The sequence below is a fragment of the Arthrobacter sp. P4_F10 genome (assembly GCF_056401435.1).
On record NZ_JBFUJJ010000001.1, the window covers coordinates 526,402 to 546,452 of the forward strand.

Sequence of the window (20,051 nt, forward strand, 5' to 3'; positions counted from 1 at the left end):
TGTTAGCGCTAACAATAAGGGGGGTCGCAATGTTGCGGAACCTATTGGAGGATTTGATGGACGTCTCAGTGGACGGAACCGAAAAATTTGTCATTGGCGTGGACTACGGCACGCTTTCCGGGCGGGCCGTCGTCGTCCGGGTCCGGGACGGCAAGGAACTGGGCAGCGGAGTTTTCGACTACCCGCATGCCGTGGTCACCGGCGAGCTTCCGGAGGACACAGCGGGCGTCGCCGGCATCCGGCTTCCGGGCGAATGGGCACTCCAGGTGCCCGATGACTACCGGGAGGTCCTGCGCCACGCTGTGCCAGCGGCGATCGCCGACGCCGGCATCGATCCGGCCGCCGTCGTGGGGATCGCGACGGACTTCACGGCCTGCACCATGGTTCCGGTCAAGGCCGACGGCACCCCGCTCAGTGAACTGCCGGGCTTTGCGGACAGGCCGCACGCCTATGTGAAGCTCTGGCGGCACCACGCCGCGCAGCCGCAGGCGGACCGCATCAACGCCCTCGCCGCCGAACGGGGCGAAAGCTGGCTGCCGCGCTACGGCGGGCTGATCTCCTCCGAATGGGAATTCGCCAAAGGACTGCAGCTGCTCGAGGAAGACCCGGAGAGCTACGCCGCGATGGACCGCTGGGTGGAAGCCGCCGACTGGATCGTCTGGCAGCTCTGCGGCAACTATGTCCGCAACGCCTGCACGGCCGGGTACAAGGGGATCTACCAGGACGGGCGCTACCCGTCCGAAGAGTTCCTGGCCGCCCTGAACCCGGAATTCAACGATTTTGTTAGCGCTAAACTCCAGCACACCATCGGCCGCCTTGGCGACGCCGCGGGCCGCCTGACCGCCGAAGCCGCCGCCTGGACCGGACTGCCCGAGGGGATCGCCGTCGCGGTGGGCAATGTGGACGCGCACGTCACCGCCCCGGCCGCCAAAGCGGTGGAGCCGGGCCAGCTCGTGGCCATCATGGGAACCTCCACCTGCCATGTTCTGAACGGCGATGAACTGCGGGAAGTGCCCGGCATGTGCGGCGTCGTCGACGGCGGGATCGTGGACGGCCTCTGGGGCTACGAGGCCGGGCAGAGCGGGGTGGGGGACATCTTCGGCTGGTTCACCAGGAACGGCGTTCCGCCGGCATACCATCAGGGCGCCGAAGCTGCCGGACTGGGTATCCACGAATATCTCACCGAACTCGCGTCCGGCCAGGCGATCGGGCAGCACGGCCTGATCGCGCTCGACTGGCACTCGGGAAACCGTTCCGTGCTGGTGGACCACGAACTCTCCGGCCTGGTTGTCGGCCAGACGCTGGCCACCCGCCCGGAGGACGTTTACCGGGCGCTTCTGGAGGCCACGGCTTTCGGCACCCGGACCATCGTGGACGCCTTCCGTGACTCAGGGGTGCCGGTGAAGGAGTTCATCGTCGCCGGCGGGCTCTTGAAGAACGAGCTGCTCATGCAGATCTATGCCGATGTCACAGGTCTGCAGCTCTCCACCATCGGATCGGCGCAGGGGCCGGCCCTGGGTTCGGCCATCCACGCCGCCGTCGCGGCCGGAAAGTACCCGAACATCAGGGTGGCTGCGGCCGCGATGGGCTCGGCGCCGGGCGCCGTCTACACGCCGATCCCGGAGAACGTCGCGGCCTATGAGGAACTCTTCCGGGAGTACCGGACCCTGCACGACTACTTTGGCAGGGGAGCGAACGAGGTCATGCACCGGCTCAAGGCGATCCAGCGCAATGCCGTCCGGCCCCTCGTCGCCAAGACCCTCCTCACCGAAGGAGTGCCGGCATGAGCGCGCTGCTGGAGTCCATTGCCCGCATCCGGCAGGAAGTCTGCACACTGCACGCGGAGCTGACCCGCTACGGGCTGGTGGTGTGGACGGCCGGCAACGTCTCGGCCCGCATCCCCGGTTACGAGCTCATGGTCATCAAGCCTTCGGGCGTCTCCTACGACGAGCTGACGCCTGAGCTCATGGTGGTTACCGACCTGCACGGCACCCCGGTCAGCTCAGTTCCCGCCGGAGACGGCGCCGCCGGCGGGACCGTCGACTGGTGCAACCCGGCCCTGTCGCCGTCCTCGGACACCGCGGCGCACGCCTACGTTTACCGGCACATGCCGAAGGTCGGGGGAGTGGTGCACACCCATTCGACCTACGCCACGGCCTGGGCTGCGCGGGGCGAGGCGATCCCGTGCGTGCTGACCATGATGGGGGATGAGTTCGGCGGGACGATCCCGGTGGGCCCGTTCGCGCTGATCGGGGACGACTCGATCGGCCGCGGCATCGTGGACACTCTGGTCCAGTCCACCTCTCCCGCCGTGCTGATGCAGAACCACGGGCCCTTCACGGTGGGCAAGGATGCCCGCTCCGCCGTGAAAGCCGCAGTGATGTGCGAGGAGGTGGCCAAGACGGTCCACGTGTCCCGCCAGCTCGGCGAGCCCCTGCCGATCGATCCGGCCCAGATCGACTCGCTCTACGCCCGCTACCAGAACGTGTACGGCCGCTAGGCCCAAAACCCAAGCCGCCAGGCCCAAAACCCAAGCCGCCAGGCCGCGAAACCGCGGTCGCCCTTCGCCTTCGTCAGGAGAAAACATGTCCAACGCCAACAACACGTCCCTTGAGCAGTACGAGGTCTGGTTCCTCACCGGCAGCCAGCACCTCTACGGCGAGGACGTCCTCAAGCAGGTCGCCGCCCAGTCGCAGGAGATCGCCGACGCGCTGAACGCCGCCGCCGATGTCCCGGTGAAAATCGTCTGGAAGCCCGTGCTCACCGACTCGGATGCCATCCGCCGCACCGCCCTGGAAGCGAATTCCGACGACGCCGTGATCGGCGTGACCGCCTGGATGCACACCTTCAGCCCGGCCAAGATGTGGATCCAGGGCCTGGACCTGCTCCGCAAACCGCTGCTGCACCTGCACACCCAGGCCAACGCCGAACTGCCCTGGGCGGACATCGACTTCGACTTCATGAACCTGAACCAGGCCGCGCACGGCGACCGCGAGTTCGGCTACATCCAGTCCCGCCTCGGCATTCCCCGCAAGACCGTGGTGGGGCACGTGTCCAACCCCGAGGTCTCCCGCCAGGTCGGATCCTGGCAGCGCGCCTCGGCGGGCTGGGCCGCCGTCCGGACCCTCAAACTGACCCGCTTCGGCGACAACATGCGCAATGTTGCCGTCACCGAAGGGGACAAGACCGAGGCCGAGCTGCGCTTCGGCGTCTCGGTCAACACCTGGTCCGTCAACGAACTCGCCGACGCCGTGCACGGCGCGGAAGAATCCGACGTCGACACCCTCGTCGCCGAATACGAGCGGCTCTACGACGTGGCCCCCGAACTTCGGGCCGGCGGAGCCCGGCACGAGTCGCTGCGCTACAGCGCCCGGATCGAACTGGGCCTGCGCAGCTTCCTCGAGGCCAACGGCTCCGCGGCCTTCACCACCTCTTTCGAAGACCTCGGCGCACTCCGCCAGCTGCCGGGCATGGCCGTGCAGCGGCTCATGGCCGACGGCTACGGCTTCGGCGCCGAGGGCGACTGGAAAACCGCCATCCTGGTCCGCGCCGCCAAGGTCATGGGCGCCGGGCTCCCCGGCGGCGCCTCGCTCATGGAGGACTACACCTACCATCTGGTCCCGGGCCAGGAGAAAATCCTGGGCGCCCACATGCTCGAGGTCTGCCCGTCCCTGACCGCCACCACGCCCCGCGTGGAAATCCACCCGCTCGGCATCGGCGGCAAGGAAGACCCGGTCCGCATGGTCTTCGACACCGACGCCGGCCCCGGCGTCGTGGTGGCGCTGTCCGATATGCGCGACCGCTTCCGCCTCGTGGCCAACGCCGTCGACGTCGTGGACCTCGAGGAGCCGCTGCCCAACCTGCCGGTGGCCCGCGCCCTCTGGTCGCCCAAGCCGGACTTCGCCACCTCCGCGGCCGCCTGGCTGACCGCCGGGGCCGCCCACCACACCGTCCTCTCCACCGCCGTCGGCATGGACGTCTTCGAGGACTTCGCCGAGATCGCCCAAACCGAACTGCTGACCATCGACGACGGCACAACCATCCGGGGATTCAAGAAGGAACTGGCCTGGAACGCCGCCTACTACAAACTGGCCGGCGGTCTGTGACCGGGGACGAATTCGGGCTCCGGCACGGGGAATACTCCGCGCTCATCACCGCCCGCGGTGCGGCGGTGCGGGAACTGCGGCACAGGGAACGGGACCTGATCGTCCCGTTCCCGGCGGGCGGGCCCAACCCGGACTTCCGCGGCGTCGTCGTTGCGCCGTGGCCGAACCGGATTCCTGACGGCAGGTACACCTTCGACGGCGTGGACTACCTGGTGCCCGTCAATGAGCCCGGCCGGCAGTGCGCCCTGCACGGCTTTACCCCGGAGCTTGACTGGAAGATGGAGTTCCGGACGGAATCCGCCGTGGAGCTCTCCTGCGCCATCGAGCCGGTGCCCGGCTACCCCTTCGCGCTGTCGATCACAGCGCGCTACCGGCTTGACGGCGGCGGCCTGCACACGAGAATCACGGCTTCCAATGTGGGGGAGCGCGCGGCGCCCTACGGGGTCTGTCCGCACCCCTACCTGCTGGCAGGACCGGCTCCGCTGGACGAATGGACCCTCGAGGTCCCGGCGCGGACGTTCCTTGAGGTGACGCCCGACCGGTTGCTGCCGGTCACCACCCGGCCCGTTGACGGTCACGAGTACGACTTCCGCACCGCCCGCGTCATCGGTGCGACCCAGATCGACCACGCTTTCACCGACATTGTGTTCGACGGCGGTGGGCAGGCACACGTTGTGCTCCGGGACCCGGGCGGGGCCGGCGTCGGCCTGGCCTGGGATCGCAGCTGCGCCTGGCTGCAGGTCCACACCGCCGACAAGCAGCCGCCGATACCCGACCGGCTGGGGCTCGCCGTGGAACCCATGACCTGCCCGCCGGACGCCTTCAACACCGGCACGGACCTCGTGCGGCTCGAACCCGGAGCCTCACACGACGCGACCTGGCGCATCTTTGCCGACTGACGGCCAGATCTCACGCCGTCAGTCGAAGGGGGTAAATCGTCGGATGTGCGTTGACTCACATGTTTCGAGAAGCTATCTTTGATCATATTGTTAGCGATAACAATCGGCCGCGGTTCCCTTACCGGCTGAATCCCCGTTCTATTCAGACCTCCGCAATCCTCCCGATGTTAAAGCCCCGCAGGGGCACAATGACGTGCAGGACTGCGATCAGGAGCAACTTCGCGGACTATGGGTCCGCGGAAGGAGAAAATTGTGAAGATCAGGAAACTCCTGGGCGCCGTTGCGGTTGTCCTCGCTGTGACCGTAGGGGCCACAGGGTGCGGCAGCCGGCCCGGCACGGCCGCCCCGGCCGCCAGTGCCGATGCTGCCGGTTCCCTCGTCGGGATCTCGATGCCGACGCAGACTTCGGAACGGTGGATCGCCGACGGCAAGAACGTCTCGGACTCCTTGACGAAGCTAGGGTACAAGGCTGACCTGCAGTACGCCAATGACGACATCCCCACGCAGGTGTCCCAGATCGAGAACATGCTCACCAAGGGCGCCAAAGCCCTGATCGTCGCGGCCATCGACGGCACCACGCTGACCGACGTCCTCGCCAAGGCGAAAGAACAGAACGTCAAGGTCATCGCCTACGACCGGCTCATCAACGGCACTCCGAACGTCGACTTCTACACCACCTTCGACAACTACACGGTGGGCGTGCAGCAGGCCACTTCGCTGCTGACCGGCCTGGGCCTTGTTGACGCCAGCGGCAACAAGGTCGAAGGCAAGGGCCCGTTCAATGTGGAGCTCTTCGCCGGCAGCCCGGATGACAACAACGCCAACTTCTTCTGGACCGGCGCCATGGACACCCTCAAGCCGTACCTGGACGCCGGAACCCTGAAGGTGCCCAGCGGCCAGACCAAGTTTGAGCAGGCTGCCATCCTGCGCTGGCAGGCCCCCGTGGCCCAGAAGCGCATGGAGGACATCCTCACGGCCGCCTACAGCTCCGGCACCAAGCTCGACGGCGTCCTCTCCCCGTATGACGGCCTCTCCATCGGCATCATCTCGGCCCTGACCAGCACCGGCGGCTACGCCAAGGGAAGCCTGCCGATCGTCACCGGCCAGGACGCCGAAAAGGGTTCGGTGAAGTCCATCACCGCCGGCGAGCAGTACTCCACGATCTTCAAGGACACCCGCCAGCTCGGAGCCCAGGCCGTGAAGATGGTCGACGCCCTCCTGAAGGGACAGGAACCCGAGGTCAACGACACCAAGACCTATGACAACAAGGTCAAGGTAGTCCCTGCGTACCTGCTCAAGTCCGTGATCATCACGAATGAGAACTACAAGAAGGAACTCATCGACTCCGGTTACTACACCGCGGCCGACGTCAAGTAGCCACCTCGAAGGGTGGCGGGCCGCGTCGAGTCCGGGCCGCCACCCTTCCCGTAGACCCCTGCAGCCGCAGGACGTCCCAAGTACTACCAGTCAGTGAGAATTGGCGATGAACACACCCATTCTTCAAATGCGAGGAATCACCAAGACCTTCCCGGGCGTGAAGGCCCTCCAGGACGTCACCCTGCAGGTGAACCGCGGCGAAGTCCATGCCATCTGCGGTGAAAACGGCGCCGGCAAATCCACCCTGATGAAGGTGCTGTCCGGCGTCTACCCGCACAGCTCCTTCGACGGCGACATTCTCTTCGAAAACGAACCCTGCAACTTCTCCAGCATCAGCGACAGCGAGAAGCGCGGAATCGTGATCATTCACCAGGAGCTGGCCCTGAGCCCTTACCTGTCGATCGCCGAGAACATCTACCTCGGCAACGAACAGGCCAAGCGCGGCTGGGTGGACTGGCGCAAGACCAACCTGGAAGCCGCGAAACTCCTGGCCCGGGTGGGCCTGAGTGAAAACCCGGTCACCCCCGTCCAGCACATCAGCGTGGGCAAGCAGCAGCTCGTGGAAATCGCAAAGGCACTCTCGAAGGAGGTCAAACTCCTTATTCTCGACGAACCGACGGCGGCCCTCAACGACGAGGACTCGAGCCACCTGCTGGACCTGATCCTGCACCTGAAGGGCCAGGGTGTCACCAGCATCATCATCAGCCACAAGCTCAACGAAATCCGCAAAGTTGCGGACGCCGTCACAGTCATCCGCGACGGCAAGACGATCGAAACCCTCCGCCTGGGCGACGGCGAGATCACCCAGGAACGCATTATCCGCGCAATGGTGGGCCGGGACCTGGAAAGCCTGTATCCGGACCGGGAACCACGGATTGGCGAGGAAGTCCTGCGGATCGAGGACTGGTCCGTCCGGCACCCGCAGGACTACAGCCGGATGGTGGTCAACAACGCCAGCCTCAACGTCCGCAAGGGGGAAGTCGTGGGGCTTGCCGGACTAATGGGTGCCGGCAGGACGGAGCTGGCCATGAGCGTCTTCGGGCGCAGCTACGGCACCGCAACGTCGGGGAAAGTGTTCAAGCACGGCACGGAAATCAACACTTCCACCGTCTCGGAGGCAATCAAGCACGGCATCGCCTACGCCACCGAGGACCGCAAGCTCTACGGCCTGAACCTCATCGAGGACATCAAACGCAACGTTTCCATGGCCGCGCTGCGCAAGCTGGTCAAGGGCGGCTGGGTGGACAAGAACCAGGAAACTGTGGTGGCCAACGACTACCGGAAGAGCATGAATATCAAGGCTCCGTCGGTTGCCGCCATCACGGGCAAGTTGTCCGGCGGCAACCAGCAGAAGGTCGTGTTGAGCAAGTGGATGTTCTCCGACCCGGACGTGCTGATCCTCGACGAACCGACCCGGGGGATCGACGTCGGCGCGAAGTTTGAGATCTACACGATCATCGCGAAGCTGGCCGCGGAAGGAAAGGCGGTCATTGTGATCTCCTCCGAACTTCCCGAACTGCTGGGCATCTGCGACAGGATCTACGCCCTGTCCGCCGGGCACATCACCGGCGAGGTCCCGATCGCCGAAGCATCGCAGGAAACCCTCATGCACTACATGACCAAAGAGAAGGAATAGCGAACATGTCCGCCCTCCGAGAATCCCTGGGCTTCCTGGCAAGCCGCCTCCGCCAGGTCGGCATCTTTGTCGCCCTGATCCTGATCGTCCTGCTGTTCCAGATCCTGACGGACGGGATCCTGCTGCAGCCGCAGAACGTCACCAACCTGGTGGTCCAGAACAGCTACATCCTGATCCTGGCCATCGGCATGGTGATGGTGATCATCGCCGGCCACATCGACCTGTCCGTGGGTTCGGTCGCCGGCTTCATCGGCGCCTGCGCCGGTGTCATGATCGTGCACTGGGGATGGGACTGGTGGCTCGCCATCCCGGCCTGCCTGCTGGTCGGCGCGCTGGTGGGTGCCTGGCAGGGCTACTGGATCGCGTACGTCGGCATTCCCGCCTTCATCGTCACCCTCGCCGGGATGCTGATTTTCCGCGGCCTGACACTGATCGTTCTCAAGAACCAGCAGATCACGCCGTTCCCGGGCGAACTGCGGGCGCTGGGCGGCGGCTTCCTGCCGGACATTTCCGGCGGCACGTCGGTTCTGGAGTGGCTGACGGTCATCCTTGGCGTCGGCGCCACCTTGGCGCTCGTGATCCAGGCCGTCAAGGAACGCCGGATCCGCAAGAAGTTCGAACTCGAGAACGAGCCAATGGCCTGGTTCGCCACCAAGACCGCGTTCATTGCCCTGCTCATGCTGACCATCACCTTCCTGCTCGCCAGCTACCGGGGCACCCCGATCGTCCTGATCGTGCTGGCGGTCCTGGTGATCGTCTACACGGCCCTGATGAACAACAGCGTCTTCGGCCGGCACACCTACGCGCTCGGCGGCAATCTCCACGCTGCTGAGCTGTCCGGCATCAAGACCAAGGCCGTCACCTTCCGGCTGTTCGTGAACATGGGCGTCCTTGCCGCACTGGCCGGCCTCGTGTTCACGGCCCGGCTCAACTCCGCCCAGCCGGCCGGCGGCACAGGCTTCGAACTGGACGCCATCGCGGCGGCGTTCATCGGCGGCGCCGCAGTCACAGGCGGCATCGGAACCGTTGCAGGGGCCATGATCGGTGGCCTCATCATGGGTGTCCTCAACAACGGCATGTCGATCCTGGGCCTCGGCACCGACTACCAGCAGCTCATCAAGGGCCTGGTGCTGCTCCTCGCCGTCGGCTTCGACATCTTCAACAAGAACCGCAGCGGCAAGGGCGGCGGGGCCTCGATCATTCAGCGCCTCAAGCTGAAAACCCCGCCCGCGGCGGATGCCGACGCCGGGAGGCCGGCGGAGGAGCGTCCGGTCCCGGTACCGGCCGGAAACTAGCGCGGGATACCGCAGACTGCTGCGACCCGGGTTGGCCTTCAGGAGGCCAACCCGGGTCGCTCGTTTTTGCGCGGGTATCTTTCGACGCGCAGAATGTCCTGCGACGCGCAAATTTCCTCCCGACACGGGAATCCCGGCGTCGCGAGGAAATTAGCGCGTCGCCAGGCTGAACGCGCGTCGCCGAGCGTCCAAGTCCGGCGCGCTCACTCGCCGTGGACGGCGGCCTGGCGCTCCTCTGACCGGTTCAAATAGGCCAGCAGCAGCTCCCCGGCGCGGTCCAGGTCCCCGGCCTCCAGGGCGCTGCAGATTTCCTCGTTGTCCGGCAGATAGCCCCGGTAGAAATGCGCATCCACGGTGGCCTTGTGGAAGAACAGCCGCATCTCGGCCAGGACCTGGGACATGATCGTGTCCAGCCGCCGGCTTCCGGCCAGGGCAACGATCGCGCCATGGAAATGCTGGTTGGCGTTGCCCAGGCCCTCCTCGTCGTTGGCGGCCGCCGCGGCTTTGCCCTCTTCCACAGCCGCGCGGACCGCGGCCACCCGCTCCGGACTGCCGCCGCCGCTGATCGCGCTGACTTCAATAGCGCGGCGCACCGTGTAGACGTCGTGGATGTCGCCCGCCTCCAGACTGGCCACAAAGACACCCCGGTTCGGGTGCCGGACCACCAGGCGCTCGGCCGCAAGTTCGGCGAACGCCTCGCGGACCGTGTTGCGCGAAACGCCCAGGTCTTCGGCGATGGTCGATTCCGTGAGCCGGGCTCCCGGCAGGAGCAGGCCCTCCGCCAGTTGCAGGCGCAGTTCGGCTGCCACCCGGTCCGCCACGGAAGGAACGGCCACCCGCAGCCGCGCCGCAGCCGCGGCCAGGGCGGGACCGGCAGCTGCTTCGGAAGTCGTCATAGTGCCGAATCTACACGATTGTTCCTACTTTAAATCGTCGGATTGTTGAACAATCGGAGAAATTGATGCATCCTAGTAGGGGGCTATCATGAGACGAGGATCACAAATGGCAACCATCGACCTGAACAGCGACGTTGGCGAGTCTTTCGGACGCTGGACCCTAGGCGACGACACGGCGATGTTCCGCTCGGTCTCCAGCGCCAACGTGGCTTGCGGATTCCACGCGGGGGATCCCAGCGTCATCCGCCGGACCTGCCGCGAGGCCGTGGCTGCGGGTGTCGTGATCGGCGCCCACGTCGGCTACCGCGATCTCGCCGGGTTTGGCCGCCGTTTCCTCGACATCGACCCGATCGAACTGGCGGACGACGTCGTCTACCAGATCGGTGCGCTGCAGGCGCTGGCCGCCGTCGAGGGCGGCACGGTCAGGTACGTGAAGCCGCACGGCGGCCTCTACAACGCCATCGTCTCGCACACCGCCCAGGCGCAGGCCGTCGTCGACGCCGTGAAGTCCGTTGACCCTAACCTGCCGATCCTGGGCCTGCCGGGCTCGGAAGTGCTGCGCCTCGCCGAGGCCGCCGGCCTCCGCGCGGTCACCGAAGCCTTTGCCGACCGCGCTTACAACCCGGACGGCACCCTGGTATCCCGTACGCTCCCCGGAGCCGTGCTGGAGGACCCCGCTCTCGTCACTGAGCATGTCCTCCGAATGGCCACCGATTCCGCCGTCCGCACTATCGACGGCTCCATCCTGAAAATCCGCGCCGAAAGCATCTGCGTGCACGGCGACTCCCCGGGAGCCGTCACCATGGCCGCCGCTGTCCGCGAAGCGCTCAACGCCGCGGACATCACCACCGCCGCCTTCGTCTAAGCCGAAGCAACACCTGCTTCATCCCCGGTTCCGCCGGGATCACCCGCACTCACACCCAAGCAACAGGCAGCACCCGCACACCTGGAGGAAAACCATGACTGCAGCACCGCATCAGGCCACCCCGGCCGCCGGCAAGAGGAGGATCCCGCCAGGCGCCCTCAAGGCCTACGTCGCGAGCCTCACCGGCACTTCGCTGGAGTACTACGACTTCGCGATCTACTCCGTGGCCTCGGCCTTGGTGTTCCCCAAGGTCTTCTTCCCGGGCAACGACGAATACGTCGGGCTGCTGCTGTCCTTCTCGACCTTTGCGGTAGGCTACCTCGCCCGTCCCATCGGCGGCGTGATCTTCGGCCGGCTCGGTGACAAGATCGGCCGCAAGCACGTCCTCGTGACCACCCTGCTGCTGATCGGCATCGCAACGGTGGTGATCGGCGTGCTCCCGGGCTACGCCACCATCGGTATAGCCGCTCCCATCATCCTCGTGTTGCTGCGCCTGGCACAGGGCATCGGCGTCGGCGGCGAATGGGGCGGTGCCGTCCTGCTCTCGAGCGAATTCGGCGACGCCAAGCGGCGCGGCTTCTGGTCTTCCGCCGCGCAGATCGGCCCGCCCGCCGGCAACCTGATGGCCAACGGCGTCCTGGCCGTGCTCGCCGCGACCCTCAGCAACGAAGACTTCCTCTCCTGGGGCTGGCGTGTGGCCTTCCTCGCCTCGGCCTTGTTGGTGGGCTTCGGCCTGCTGATCCGGCTGAAGCTTGAGGAAACCCCCGTCTTCAAGGCCATCCAGGCCCACGGCGAACAGCCCAAGGCCCCCATCAAGGAGGTCTTCACCAAGGAGCCGCGCGCCCTCGTGTCCGCCGCCCTGTCCCGCATCAGCCCGGACGTGCTGTACTCCCTGCTTACCGTCTTCATGGCCGTCTACGCCACCAAGCAACTGGGCATGAGCACCAGCAACGTACTGACCGCCATCCTGATCGGCTCCGCCTTCCAGCTGGTCCTGATCCCCGCGGCGGGCGCCCTCACGGACCGCATCAACCGCCGCCTCGTATACGGCATCGCCGCCGTCGGAACCGCCATTTACATCCCGCTGTTCTTCGTCATGATCCAGGACAAGTCGGTCGTCACGCTGACCGTCGGCATCGTGATCGGGCTGGCCTTCCACGCCTTCATGTACGGCCCGCAGGCCGCATACATCACCGAGCAGTTCCCGGCCCGGCTGCGCTACGCCGGCAGCTCGCTGGCTTACACCCTGGCCGGCGTGGTCGGCGGCGCCATCGCACCGTTGGTCTTCACCGCCCTCTTCGCCGCTAGCGGCAACTGGTTCCTGATCGCTGGCTACCTCGCGGTCGCCTCGATCGTGACGGTGATCGGGCTGGCCATCGGGCGCAACCCGCATACCGACGAAGAAGAGCGGCTCCTGCAGGATGCCCACGCCTGAGCACTTTGGATCCTATTCAGCGGATCTGTCCACCGGCACCGGCACAATGAGTGAGGCACTCGTGATTGAGACAGCAGGGGAACCCCCGAAGGTAGAGAACGCAACAGTTCACAGAGTCCGCTCCGTGCGGGCCGTGGGAACGCGCGCGGTCCTGGCCGAGCTCTCCGGCACGCAGGATGTGCTTGCCCTGCAGGCGCTGCTGCTGGAGAAGCCGTTGCCGGGCCAGCAGGACGTCCTGGCCGCGGCCGAGACCGTCCTGGTCAGGGCCGATTCCCCGGCCTCGGCCCGGCGCATCGCCGCCCGGCTGCTGCAGCTCGACCTCACCGCACCGGTGCAGCTCGACGGCGAACTGGTGGTTATCGACACCGTGTACGACGGCGAGGACCTCGCCGAGGTCGGGCGGCTCACCGGCCTCGGAACGGAGGGTGTGATCGCCGCCCACTCCGGCCAGATCTGGACCGTGGCCTTCGCCGGCTTTGCGCCCGGATTCGGATACATGGTGGGGGAGAACCAGCAGCTGGAGGTGCCCCGGCGCAGCTCGCCGCGCACCGCCGTGCCCGCAGGTTCCGTGGCGCTGGCCGGCAACTATTCGGCCGTGTACCCGCGCCGTTCCCCGGGCGGCTGGCAGCTGATCGGGCGCACCAACGCCCGGATGTGGGACCTGGACCGGGACCAGCCCGCCCTGGCCGCCCCCGGTCACCGGGTGCAGTTCCGGCCGGTCCGGGATGCGGTGCTCGTCGCGGAGCCAGTCGCGGAGTCAGCCGCGGCGCCTGCGGCTGAGCATGCCGGCACCGTGCCGGAACCGGGTGCCGGGGACGTCGCCCGCGGACTCCGGATCGTTTCGCCCGGTCTGCAGAGCCTGATCCAGGATCTGGGCCGCCATGGCCACTCTGCCCTGGGCGTCTCCGCCGCCGGTGCACTGGACCGGGCCTCGCTGCGCCGGGCCAACCGCCTCGTCGGCAACGCCCCCGCCGCGGCCGGCATCGAGACCGTCGCCGGGGGGCTCAAGGTCCAGGCCGTGGCCGACCAGGTCCTCGCCGTCACTGGCGCACCGTCGGCACTGAGTATCGAGTCGGCGCCGGACAGCGATGGTGAAACGTGGCACCGCGCGGTGCCGATGGCCGCCCCGTTCGCGCTGCTCGACGGTGAAACGCTCAGCCTTGGYGCGCCGCAGAGCGGCTTCCGCAGCTATCTCGCGGTCCGCGGTGGGGTGGACACAGCCCTGGTGCTGGGCAGCCGCTCGACCGACACGATGTCCGGGATCGGTCCGGCGCCCCTGGCCGCCGGGCAGGTGCTGGCCGCCGGTGGGGAAGCCGAATCCGGCGTCGTCGGGGCTCCCGAACTGCAGCCGGACTACCCGGGCACTGGGGTGACCGTCCTCGACGTCGTCCCCGGTCCCCGCGCCGACTGGTTCGATCAGGCGGCGCTGGACTCGTTCACCGCCCAGGACTGGTCCGTGCTGCCGCAGTCCAACCGGGTCGGCATGCGCCTTGATGGGACCCCGCTGCAGCGCAGCCGCCAGGGCGAACTGCCCAGCGAAGGCACCGTGGCGGGCGCCCTGCAGGTCCCGCCGGAGGGGCTGCCCGTGCTCTTCCTGGCCGATCATCCCATCACCGGCGGCTACCCCGTGATCGCCGTGGTGGTCGACTCCCAGCTGGACCTCGCCGCGCAGGTCCCCATCGGCGGCAAGATCCGCTTCCGCTGGGCCGAACACAGCGCCACTGAGCGCAGCGCCGAACACGGCACCACTGAACACGTCACCACCGAAGAAGAAGCGAGTAACTGATGCGCAAGGTCCTGATCGCAAACCGTGGAGAAATCGCGGTCCGCATAGCCCGGGCCTGCGACGACGCGCAGTTGGCGTCCGTCGCCGTCTACGCCGACATCGACGCCGACGCCCTGCACGTCTCCGCCGCCGATGAAGCCTTCAGCCTGGACGGCAACTCGCCCGCGGACACGTACCTGAACATCCCCAAGCTCCTCGCCGTGGCGGCCGAGTCCGGAGCGGACGCCGTCCACCCCGGCTACGGCTTCCTCTCCGAGAACGCCGACTTTGCCCAGGCCGTCCTCGACGCCGGACTGACCTGGATCGGTCCGACGCCGGACGCAATCCGGCTGCTCGGCAACAAGATCACGGCCCGCGACGCGGCCGTCCGGGCCGGCGCCCCCTTGGTGGCCGGCAGCGACGGTCCTGTCGACACGGCTGCCGAAGCCCGGGCCTTCGCCGAACAGCACGGCCTGCCGATCGCCATCAAGGCCGCTTTCGGCGGTGGCGGCCGCGGCATGAAGGTGGTCAGGGTCATCGACGAGGTCGAGGAAGCCTTCGACTCCGCCGTCCGTGAAGCAGTGGCCGCCTTCGGCCGGGGCGAGTGCTTCGTGGAGCGCTACCTGGACCGTCCGCGCCACGTGGAGGCGCAGGTCCTGGCGGACACACACGGCAACGTCGTGGTCGTCGGAACCCGCGACTGCTCACTGCAGCGCCGGCACCAGAAGCTCCTGGAGGAGGCTCCCGCGCCGTTCCTCAGCGACGAGCAGACCAAGCTGATTTACGACGCCGCCAAGGCCGTCTGCCGGGAGGCCGGCTACTCCGGCGCCGGCACGGTGGAATTCCTGGTCGCGGCGGATGGCACGGTGGCATTCCTCGAGGTCAACACCCGGCTCCAGGTGGAGCACCCCATCACCGAGGAAACCACGGGGATCGACCTCGTCCAGGAACAGTTTCGGATCGCCGCGGGGGAGCCGCTGCGCCTGGCCGAGGACCCGGCGCCGCGCGGGCACGCCTTCGAATTCCGGCTCAACGCCGAGGACGTGGGCCGCGGCTTCCTGCCCTCGCCCGGGACCATCGGCGAGTTCGCCGGCCCCACCGGCCCTGGCATCCGGCTCGACACCGGCGTCCGCTCCGGCTCCTTCGTCCCGCCGCAGTTCGATTCCCTGCTCGCGAAGCTGATTGTCACCGGCGCGGACCGCCAGCAGGCCCTGCGTCGGGCCCGCCGGGCCCTCGCCGAAATGCGCATCACCGGGGTGGCCACCGTGCTGCCGTTCCACCGGGCAGTGCTGGAGTCCCCGGACTTCACGTCCGAGGACGGGCTGGGCATCCACACCCGCTGGATCGAAACCGACTTCGCGGACAGTGCCTCCATCCCCGCCGATCCCGACTACAGCACCACAGCGCCCGACGGCGAACGCCGCACTATCACCGTCGACGTGGACGGACGGCGCCTCGCCGTCGGCCTTCCGGCCGACTTGCTGGACGGCTGGGCACGCTCTGGCAGTCCGCTGCCCGCAGGTGTGTCCGTGGAAGCGGCGTCCGACGGCGGTGCTTCCGCTGCCGACCCGGGCGAGCTGCGCGCCGACATGGCCGGGACCGTGGTGAAGTGGCTCGTCGAGCCGGGCGCCGAGGTATCGGCCGGGGACCCGGTTGTGGTCCTTGAAGCGATGAAGATGGAAACCCAGGTCTCCGCGCACCGGGACGGCACTGTCACTGACGTCCGCACCGAAGCCGGCGGAGTGGTTGCGGCCGGGGCCGTGCTGGCGCTGATCGGCTAGCTGCCGCCCCTTCGGAGAGTCCAGAAACGCCCGCCCGGGATAGCCCCGGGCGGGCGTTTCTGCGTGGTGCAGTGTGTCAGGCCTAGAGCAGGCTGGAGCCGATGTCCTTTCCGATCCGGCGGAGCAGCGCGGCGGAAAGGCCGGGGTCATTGGCGGAATCCTGGTCCGTGTAGTCGGCCAGAGTGTAGACCCGGGTCAGGTCCATTTCGGACCACCGTTCCTGGGGCAGGAGGGAGCGGCCGGCGACGGCGATGACCGGACGGGATCCGGACCGCCGGGCGACGGCCGCCGGCAGCTTCCCGGCAAGGGTCTGCTCGTCGAGGCTGCCTTCGCCGGTGACGACGACGTCACAGGTGTCCTTGCGGGCATTGAAGTCCAGCAGGTCCAGGAAGTAGTCGGCGCCGGAGACCTGCTTTGCCCCGAGCAGCAGGCACGCGTAGCCGATTCCTCCGGCGCTGCCGGCGCCGTCGTGCTGGGCGAGCCGGTCCGCCTCGGTGATTCCCGCCGCTGTGAGCCCGGTGACGAAATGTTCGAGGCCCTTGTCGAGAGAGGCGATCTCCTCGGGTCCGGCGCCTTTTTGGGGGCCGAAGACCGCCGGTGCGCCGTGGGCGCCGAGCAGCGGGTTGTGGACGTCGCTGGCGACGACGAGCTCGGTGTCGGCAAGTTCGGGGAGGGCGGTCCGCTGGATGCTGTGGATCTGTGCCAGCGCCCCGCCGCTGCCGTAGAGCTGGCGGCCGTCGGCGTCCCGGAAGCTGTACCCGAGGGCGGTGAGCATTCCCATGCCGCCGTCCGTGCTGGCGCTGCCGCCCAGGGCCAGAACGATCCTGGCCGGTTTCAGGCTGAGGGCGAACAGGACAGCTTCGCCGAAGCCGCGGCTGGAGGCACCCAGCGGATCCAGTGTTCCGCCGGGCAGGAGTCCCAGGCCGCAGGTGTTGGCCACCTCGACGACGGCGGTGGCGCCGTCGAACGCGATGCTGGCCTGGACGGGCTGGCCGGTGGGTCCTGAGACGGTGTAGCTGCGCCGGGTGAAGCCGGAGGCGACGGCGGCGTCGACGCTGCCGTCACCTCCGTCCGCCAGTGGAAGCAGTTCGCAGTGGATCGTCCCGGCCGCGCCGGTGAAACCAGAGGCGGAACGGAGTCCTGCTGCCAGGGCATCGGCCACCTCACCGGCCGTGAGGCTGCCCTTGAACTTGTCGGGTGCGATCAGGGCTCGCACGCGTTTCGGGGCGGTTGTGGTGAACATGTCAGATGCTTTTCGAGTAGGCAGGGCGCCGGTCATCACTGGAGGCGGGGGCGTCATCGGCCGGTTCTGCGTGCTGGGGACTGGCCGTGCGGGGATCGTGGGCGGTCAGGTCAGCAGCGATGTCCGTGAACTCGTCGAGGGGTGTCGGATCCTCGCTGGGCAGGGGCTCAACCACTTCGCCGTTGAAGACTCGGCGGACACGGTCCGCGTCCAGCGTCCGGTCCCACCAGGCGATGAACAGTGTGGCGACGGCGTTGCCGGTGAAGTTCACCAGGGCCCGGCATTCGGACATGAACTTGTCGATGCCGAAGATGAGCATGATGCCGGCGGCCGGGATGGTGCCGATGGTGGCCAGGGTGGCGGTCAGGGCGATGAAGCCGCCGCCGGCGACGCCGGCCGCGCCCTTGGAGGTGAGCAGCATGACCGCGATCAGGCCCAGCTGCTGGCCGATGGTCAGCTCGGTGTTGGTGGCCTGGGCGATGTAGACGGCGGCCAGCGAAAGGTAGATGGCGGCGCCGTCGAGGTTGAAGCTGTAGCCGGTGGGAACGACGAGCCCGACGGTTTCCTTCTTGACCCCTGCGTGCTCAAGCTTGCGCATCAGGCCCGGCAGCGCCGGTTCGGCGGTGGAGGTGCCAAGGATGAGCAGGTACTCCTCCTTGAGGTGGCGGATCATCTTGAAGATGTTCAGCTTCAGGAAGGCCATGACGGATCCGAGGACCACGACGACGAACAGGATCGACGTGGCGTAGAACAGGGCGATCAGCCCGCCCATGCTGGAGAGGGACGAGACGCCGTACTTGCCGACGGCGAAGGCCATCGCGCCGAACGCGCCCAGCGGGGCGGCTTTCATGATGAAGCCCAGGATCTTGAACATGACCCCGGTGAGGCGCTGGACCCCGTCCAGGACGGGCGCCCCGACTTTGCCCGTGGCGTTCAGGGCGATGCCGAAGATCACGGCGATGAAGATGATCTGGAGGATGTCGCCCTCCACGAAGGGCGCGGCGATGCTGGTCGGGATGATGTGGGTCAGGAACTGCCACCATTCCTGGTGGGCGCCGGTTTCGATGAGCTTGGCCGCGGAGTCCGTGGTCTTGATGGCGCTGGCGTCGGCGTTGACGCCCTCGCCGAGGCGGAAGATGTTGATGGCGACCAGGCCGAAGAGCAGGGCGAAGATGGTGCCGATCTGAAAGTACGTCAGGGCCTTCAGGCCGGTCATGCCGACCTTTTTCAGGTCCGCGACGCTGGCGATGCCGCCGACGATGGTCAGGAACACGATGGGACCGATCAGCATCCTCATGGCGTTGACGAACGTGGTGCCGATCGGTTCCAGGGCGATGCCGGCGGCGGGCGCGAGCCAGCCCACGAGAATGCCGAGGACGATTCCGGTCAATACCCAGAAGTACAGCTGCCTGTACCAGCGTGTCTTGGGGGCCGGCGTTGCCGCGCCCGGGGTGGTGATGGGTCCCATGATTCCTACCTCATTGTGGAATGTGATTGCCGGTGGTGTTTGAAGAATGAAAGAGCTGGGCCGGGCGGGCGGCGGCGACGGTGCGCGGCGCCGCCCGCCCGAACGTGGTCTGGCTAGACGGCGGCCAGGGTGTGGGCGAGGGCCTTGATGATGGCGTCGGTGACGTCATCGGTGTTGGCTTCGCCGCCGACGTCGCGTGTCAGGTGGCCGGCGGCCGTGGTCTGTTCGATGGCGGCCTCGATGCGGCGGGCTTCCTCGTGCAGGCCGAAGTGGTCCAGCATCAGGGCGGCGCTGGCGATCGCGCCGATCGGGTTACTGATACCCTTGCCGGCGATATCCGGCGCGGAGCCGTGGACCGGTTCGAACATGGACGGGAAGCGGCGTTCCGGGTTCAGGTTAGCGCTGGCCGCCAGGCCGAGGCTCCCGGCCAGGGCCGAGCCGAGGTCCGAGAGGATGTCCGCGTTCAGGTTCGAGGCGACGACGACGGAGAGTTCTTCCGGGTGCAGGATGAACTTGGCGCTCATGGCGTCGACCAGGACGCTTTCGGTGGCCACGTCCGGGTAGTCCAGGGCCACTCGCTGGAAGGTTTCGTCCCAGAGGACCATGCCGTACTGCTGGGCGTTGGACTTGGTGACGGAGGAGACCTTCTTCACGGTGCGGGTCCGGGCGAGGTCGAAGGCGAAGCGCATGATCCGCTCGCAGCCCTTTTCGGTGAAGAGGGCGGTCTGGAGGGCCACCTCGTTGCCGGGGCCGCGGCCGCTGAGGTTCCGTCCGCCCAGGCCGGCGTACTCGCCTTCGCTGTTTTCGCGGACCACGATCCAGTCGAGCTCGGTGTGATCGGCCTTGCGCAGCGGGGACTGGACGCCGGGCAGGAACTTCACCGGGCGGATGTTGGCCCACTGGTCGAAGTTCTGCGTGATGTTCAGGCGCAGGCCCCAGAGGCTGATGTGGTCCGGGACGTTCTCCCAGCCGACGGCACCGAAGTAGATGGCGTCAAAGTCCTTGAGGACTTCCAGGCCGTTCGGGTCCATCATCTGGCCGGTCTTTTCGTAGTAGCCGCAGCCCCACGGGAACTCGGTCCACTCGAAGGCGAACTTGCCGCCGGAATTCTCGGCAAGGGCATCCAGGACGCGGCGGCCGGCGGAGACGACTTCCTTGCCCACGCCGTCGGCGGGGATAGAAGCGATGCTGAATTTCTGGGTGGCGCTCATGTGCCTACCTCCTCGTTGAGTGTGTTAGCAGCGTCACACTGCTTGTCCTCTTCAAGTAGACGGTCCGGCACCAG

15 protein-coding genes are annotated in these 20,051 nt (G+C 67.3%); 11 read left to right on the forward strand and 4 right to left on the reverse strand.

Annotated features, from left to right (window positions below; translation table 11 throughout):
- The first annotated feature begins 56 nt into the window (after positions 1 to 56).
- The 7 genes from araB to mmsB all read left to right on the forward strand — a co-directional run bounded on the left by araB (position 57) and on the right by mmsB (position 9,313).
- On the forward strand, positions 57 to 1,787 hold the full coding sequence (araB, locus tag AC1DR1_RS02445) for a ribulokinase (protein WP_476992129.1): 1,731 nt from the start codon (positions 57 to 59) through the stop codon (positions 1,785 to 1,787).
- Positions 1,784 to 2,500, forward strand: a complete 717-nt coding sequence (locus AC1DR1_RS02450) for an L-ribulose-5-phosphate 4-epimerase (protein WP_476992130.1) — start codon at positions 1,784 to 1,786, stop codon at positions 2,498 to 2,500. The genes araB and AC1DR1_RS02450 overlap by 4 nt, the downstream gene beginning before the upstream one ends.
- A gap of 85 nt (positions 2,501 to 2,585) precedes the next feature.
- Entirely contained in the window at positions 2,586 to 4,106 is a 1,521-nt protein-coding gene (gene araA, locus AC1DR1_RS02455; RefSeq protein WP_229993546.1) for an L-arabinose isomerase, read from the forward strand.
- A complete protein-coding gene (locus AC1DR1_RS02460) occupies positions 4,103 to 5,005 on the forward strand; it encodes an aldose 1-epimerase family protein (RefSeq protein ID WP_476965996.1) in 903 nt (300 codons plus the stop codon). Before araA ends, AC1DR1_RS02460 begins: the two co-directional genes overlap by 4 nt.
- 252 nt (positions 5,006 to 5,257) lie before the next feature.
- Positions 5,258 to 6,382: a multiple monosaccharide ABC transporter substrate-binding protein gene (gene chvE / locus AC1DR1_RS02465; RefSeq protein WP_364746705.1), complete on the forward strand. Its 1,125-nt coding sequence runs from the start codon at positions 5,258 to 5,260 to the stop codon at positions 6,380 to 6,382.
- A gap of 106 nt (positions 6,383 to 6,488) precedes the next feature.
- Positions 6,489 to 8,018: a multiple monosaccharide ABC transporter ATP-binding protein gene (gene mmsA / locus AC1DR1_RS02470; RefSeq protein ID WP_364746707.1), complete on the forward strand. Its 1,530-nt coding sequence runs from the start codon at positions 6,489 to 6,491 to the stop codon at positions 8,016 to 8,018.
- Between the two features lie 5 nt (positions 8,019 to 8,023).
- On the forward strand, positions 8,024 to 9,313 hold the full coding sequence (gene mmsB, locus AC1DR1_RS02475) for a multiple monosaccharide ABC transporter permease (RefSeq protein WP_229993550.1): 1,290 nt from the start codon (positions 8,024 to 8,026) through the stop codon (positions 9,311 to 9,313).
- 203 nt (positions 9,314 to 9,516) lie between these two features.
- Here mmsB and AC1DR1_RS02480 read toward each other — a convergent pair whose 3' ends face one another.
- Complete coding sequence (locus AC1DR1_RS02480) at positions 9,517 to 10,209, reverse strand: GntR family transcriptional regulator (RefSeq protein WP_229993551.1); 693 nt, start codon at positions 10,207 to 10,209, stop codon at positions 9,517 to 9,519.
- A 106-nt stretch (positions 10,210 to 10,315) separates the two neighbouring features.
- On the opposite strand from AC1DR1_RS02480, the gene AC1DR1_RS02485 reads away from it, so the two are divergent.
- The 4 genes from AC1DR1_RS02485 to AC1DR1_RS02500 all read left to right on the forward strand — a co-directional run bounded on the left by AC1DR1_RS02485 (position 10,316) and on the right by AC1DR1_RS02500 (position 16,055).
- Positions 10,316 to 11,074, forward strand: coding sequence for a LamB/YcsF family protein (locus AC1DR1_RS02485; protein ID WP_476965997.1), 759 nt, complete (start codon positions 10,316 to 10,318; stop codon positions 11,072 to 11,074).
- A gap of 94 nt (positions 11,075 to 11,168) precedes the next feature.
- Complete coding sequence (locus AC1DR1_RS02490) at positions 11,169 to 12,509, forward strand: MFS transporter (protein WP_229993553.1); 1,341 nt, start codon at positions 11,169 to 11,171, stop codon at positions 12,507 to 12,509.
- A gap of 64 nt (positions 12,510 to 12,573) precedes the next feature.
- A complete protein-coding gene (locus AC1DR1_RS02495) occupies positions 12,574 to 14,295 on the forward strand; it encodes a 5-oxoprolinase subunit B/C family protein (protein WP_476966097.1) in 1,722 nt (573 codons plus the stop codon).
- Positions 14,295 to 16,055 carry an acetyl/propionyl/methylcrotonyl-CoA carboxylase subunit alpha gene (locus tag AC1DR1_RS02500; protein WP_476965998.1) on the forward strand — a complete coding sequence of 587 codons (1,761 nt, stop codon included), beginning with the start codon at positions 14,295 to 14,297 and terminating at the stop codon, positions 16,053 to 16,055. The genes AC1DR1_RS02495 and AC1DR1_RS02500 overlap by 1 nt, the downstream gene beginning before the upstream one ends.
- Before the next feature lie 82 nt (positions 16,056 to 16,137).
- Here the strand turns inward: AC1DR1_RS02500 and AC1DR1_RS02505 are convergent, their stop codons facing one another.
- The 3 genes from AC1DR1_RS02505 to AC1DR1_RS02515 form a co-directional block, all read right to left on the reverse strand.
- Positions 16,138 to 17,298 carry a glycerate kinase gene (locus AC1DR1_RS02505; RefSeq protein WP_476965999.1) on the reverse strand — a complete coding sequence of 387 codons (1,161 nt, stop codon included), beginning with the start codon at positions 17,296 to 17,298 and terminating at the stop codon, positions 16,138 to 16,140.
- Between the two features lies 1 nt (position 17,299).
- Positions 17,300 to 18,766 carry a C4-dicarboxylate transporter DctA gene (dctA, locus tag AC1DR1_RS02510; RefSeq protein ID WP_229993556.1) on the reverse strand — a complete coding sequence of 489 codons (1,467 nt, stop codon included), beginning with the start codon at positions 18,764 to 18,766 and terminating at the stop codon, positions 17,300 to 17,302.
- Positions 18,767 to 18,879: 113 nt separating this feature from the next.
- Complete coding sequence (locus tag AC1DR1_RS02515; protein ID WP_229993557.1) at positions 18,880 to 19,977, reverse strand: tartrate dehydrogenase; 1,098 nt, start codon at positions 19,975 to 19,977, stop codon at positions 18,880 to 18,882.
- Positions 19,978 to 20,051 lie beyond the last annotated feature (74 nt).